This is a genomic window from Inquilinus limosus MP06, assembly GCF_000767795.1.
Taxonomy (GTDB): Bacteria; Pseudomonadota; Alphaproteobacteria; order DSM-16000; family Inquilinaceae; genus Inquilinus; species Inquilinus limosus_E.
The window spans coordinates 1-3,514 of record NZ_JANX01000624.1; the positions used below are offsets into that span (position 1 = coordinate 1).

Here is a 3,514-nt window from a genome sequence, read left to right on the forward strand (position 1 = left end):
CGACCACGGCCCGCGGCGAATCGAGCGCCGTGGTCGCGGCGATCCGCGGTGCCGGCGCGGTCGGCGAGGTCGCGCTCGACCGCCCCGGTCTGGAGCCAGCCGGCGAGCAGCCAGAGGACGAGAAGCGGAACCAGCCCGAGCCACCATCGTTTCGGCTGACCCATGTTGCTCTCCCATGTCGCGACCGGAACGGGGGTCCAAACGGGAAGACTCGGCCTGGCCGCGATGACGCCGGTTCGGAAAATCAGGCCGGGCTGCGGCCGGGAAATCGGCTGCCGGCACTTGCCGACCAGAAGTGAACTTGACCAAGAACAGTCACGACCCGAGTCGCGACGACATCAACTGCCCAATGAAACCGCTCTCGATACTTGTCTCTCCATAAGATGGTATGCTTCGAGGCACGGCCGATCAAGGCACAGCGCAGCGGCGGCTCGGCTGCAACGGCCCTTGCCGTGACCATGGCTGCGGGTCTAGTCAACGATGCGGCAAACCCCTCTGGAGAGGTCCTCATGAGCGTCGAGATCGGCCAGTCCGCCCCCGACTTCACCCTGCCCAAGGCCGGCGGCGGCACTGTCACGCTCTCCGCCCTGCGAGGCAGGAAGGTGATCGTCTACTTCTATCCCAAGGCCGACACCTCTGGCTGCACCAAGGAGGCCTGCGGCTTCAACGACGCGCTGCCGGAGTTCGAGGGTGTGGATGCCGAGATCATCGGCATCTCCAAGGACCCGGTGCCGGCGCTGAACAAGTTCGCGGCGAAATACGGCCTGACCTTCACCCTGGCCTCGGCCAAGGACGACGACACGGTGGAGCGCTACGGCGCCTGGGTCGAGAAGTCGATGTACGGCCGGAAATACATGGGCATCGACCGGTCGACCGTGCTGGTCGACGAGCAGGGCATCGTCCGCGGCCTGTGGCGCGGCGTGCGGGTGCCCGGCCATGTCGAGGCGGTTCTGGCCGCGGCGAAAAGGTAGCCGCGGCGCCGACGGCCGTTATTGAGGCGGATGTTCCACAAGGTCGAGCCGCCGCTCGATCCGGTCGAGCCGGGCCTTGATCTTGTCGACGACGTGCCGGTCCTCGACGGTCTCGGCATAGTTCGATGCCTGATCGCGGGCGAGCCGGGCCAAGCCGATCTCGATCTGCGCGAGCCGTGACAGGATCTCCTGATCACGTTCCCGCGATGCAGCCTGTTCGGCCTGGATCCGCTTCAGGTGCTCCAGCACCAAGTCTGTAGTTTCGTCGGTCATATGCGGCAGGAACCTGTCGGTTGCTGTCGGTCAGCCTACACCAGAAATGTGGTCGTTCCGTAATTTGTGGAAGAGGTGGATGTGACGCCTCCCCTCGACGGGACAGCTAAGCAGCCTCTTTCACCAGGAAATCGATAACCGCGCGGACGGCGGGAAGTTGCCCGCGCCGGTGCGGTGTCAGCAGCGTCGTCCACACCGTGCCGGCCGCCCATTCCGGCAGCACCGGCATTAGCGTGCCGGCGGCCCGAGCCTCCGCCGTCATCGTCTCCGGCAGGCAGGCAACGCCGATCCCGGCGACGGCGGCCTGCCGCAGCACCACCGATTCATCGGCGACGAAGCTCGACACTGGCGCGACCTGCTCCTCGGGGCCGTCGCGGTGGCGCAGCCGCCAGACCGTGACGGACGGCCCGGTCAGCAGGCCGTCATGCTCCGCGAGATCCGCGGGTTCTGCCGGCGTTCCCCGGCGCGCCAGATAGTCCGGCGCCGCCACCAGAGCGATCCGCTCGACCCCCATCCGCCGCTGCAGCAGCTCCGAATCCGGCAGCGGCGCGAAATGGCTGCGCACGGCGATGTCGAAGCCCTCCTGCACCAGGTCGACGAAGCGGTCGGTGACATGCAGCTGCAGCCGGATCTTCGGATAGGCCCGGGCCAAGGCCGGCAGCAGGCCGGCGAGGCGGAACTGCGCGGTCGGCACCGACGCCGTGATCCGCACTGTGCCGCTGGGCTCGGCCAGCCGGCGCCGGACCACGCCCTCCGCTGCCTCCGCCTCGATCATCGCGGCTTGGGCATGGTCGTAGAAGTCTCGGCCGAGCTCGGTCAGCACGAAGCTGCGCGAGGTACGGTGGATCAGCCGCGCGCCCAGCGCCGCCTCCAGTTCCGCCACCCGCTTGCTGATGGTCGATTTCGGCAGGCCCAGTCGCCGCGCGGCCGCGGCGAAGCCGCCGGCGTCCACGGCCCGGACGAAGAGGATGAGGTCATTGAGGTTGAGCATGCCCATCGTCCATGCCTGTGGACCTTGGATCCACGGATGCATGACTACAGGCCCGAAGTCCACAGGGGCATCTTTCCGTGGCAACCGCAACACGGGACCCATCATGGACCAGATCCTCTTCTACGGCGTGCCCTCGGGCTGCTCCTTCGGCTCGATCGTGGCGCTGGAGTGGCTCGGCCTGCCCTACCGGCTGAGCCGCATCGAGATGCCGGAGGTGGTGCAGGGGGAGGCCTATCGTCGCCTGAACCCGGTCGGCGAGACGCCGACGCTGCTGACGGCGGATGGCCGGACGATCAGCGAGAGCCTGGCGATCCTGAACCATCTCGGCGCGCAGGGTGTCGACACTGGCTTGGCCTTCCGCCAGGGCACGCCGGGCTTCGACCGGCTGAACCAGGCGCTGGGCTTCTTGAACACCAGCTTCTTCAACGCCTTCAGCCCGCTCTGGTACACGCTGGAGCACGGCGTGGCGGGGCCGGAGCGCGATGCGCTGCGGGCCTATGGCGCGGCCAAGGTGGCCAAGGCGCATGCCGATCTGGAGGTAATGCTGGGCGACCGGGACTGGCTGCTGGGCGAGCGGTCGCTTGCTGACGCCTACTTCATCGGCATCGCCCGCTGGACCAAGTACCACGACGTGGTCGATCGGCGGGACTATCCCGGCCTGCAGCGCCTGTTCGAGCGGCTGGAGGCCGATCCGGCGGTGCGGTTCGCCCATGCCGTCGAGCGCGGCGAGCCGGCCCGCAGCACCGGCGGCTTCCGCGGCGAGATCAGCCTGGAGGAGGCTCTGGGCCTTGTGAGGCAGGCGATCTGAGGGCCGCCCGCGACATTCCGCTCAGAACGAATAGGCGTCCATCGCCAGCGCGCCCATGGTGACACTGGCGTGGAGCCGGCGGCCCGGCAGGTCGCCGGCGCCGAGCGCGACGAAGAACGGCAGGAAGTGCTCGTCGGCCGGGTGGTTCTTCACCGCCTCGGGCGCCAGGCGGCGGTAGTTCAGCAGGTCGTCGACCCGGCCCTCGGCCACCGCTGCCGCCACCCAGTCGATGAAGGCCTGCGCCCAGCCGGAGACCGGGGCGTCCGGCCCCCCGCGCCAGTCCAGCGCCCGCAGATTGTGGGTCAGCGAGCCGGAGGCCAGGACCATCACCCCCTCCTCCCGCAGGCCGCGCAGGGCCCGGCCCACCGCGTAGTGGTGCGCCGGGTCGCGATGCGGCTGGATCGACAGGGTCGCGACCGGGATGTCCGCCGCCGGATACATCCGCCGCAGCGGCACCCAGGCGCCATGGTC

Annotated in this window: 5 protein-coding genes; 2 read left to right on the forward strand and 3 right to left on the reverse strand. The window is 68.9% G+C overall.

From position 1 onward, the window contains the following. The first annotated feature begins 509 nt into the window (after positions 1 to 509). On the forward strand, positions 510 to 971 hold the full coding sequence (locus P409_RS29680; RefSeq protein ID WP_034846906.1) for a peroxiredoxin: 462 nt from the start codon (positions 510 to 512) through the stop codon (positions 969 to 971). 18 nt (positions 972 to 989) lie between these two features. Here P409_RS29680 and P409_RS29685 read toward each other — a convergent pair whose 3' ends face one another. After that, positions 990 to 1,223, reverse strand: a complete 234-nt coding sequence (locus P409_RS29685) for a hypothetical protein (protein ID WP_034846908.1) — start codon at positions 1,221 to 1,223, stop codon at positions 990 to 992. A gap of 127 nt (positions 1,224 to 1,350) precedes the next feature. Continuing rightward, positions 1,351 to 2,235 (reverse strand): LysR family transcriptional regulator, encoded by an 885-nt coding sequence (locus P409_RS29690; RefSeq protein ID WP_034846914.1) that lies wholly within the window; start codon positions 2,233 to 2,235, stop codon positions 1,351 to 1,353. Between the two features lie 103 nt (positions 2,236 to 2,338). Here P409_RS29690 and P409_RS29695 point away from each other — a divergent pair, with 103 nt between their 5' ends. Continuing rightward, a complete protein-coding gene (locus tag P409_RS29695; RefSeq protein WP_034846910.1) occupies positions 2,339 to 3,043 on the forward strand; it encodes a glutathione S-transferase family protein in 705 nt (234 codons plus the stop codon). A gap of 21 nt (positions 3,044 to 3,064) precedes the next feature. Here the strand turns inward: P409_RS29695 and P409_RS29700 are convergent. Beyond that, the coding region (locus tag P409_RS29700; protein WP_034846912.1) for a DODA-type extradiol aromatic ring-opening family dioxygenase at positions 3,065 to 3,514 on the reverse strand (450 nt) is incomplete at its 5' end.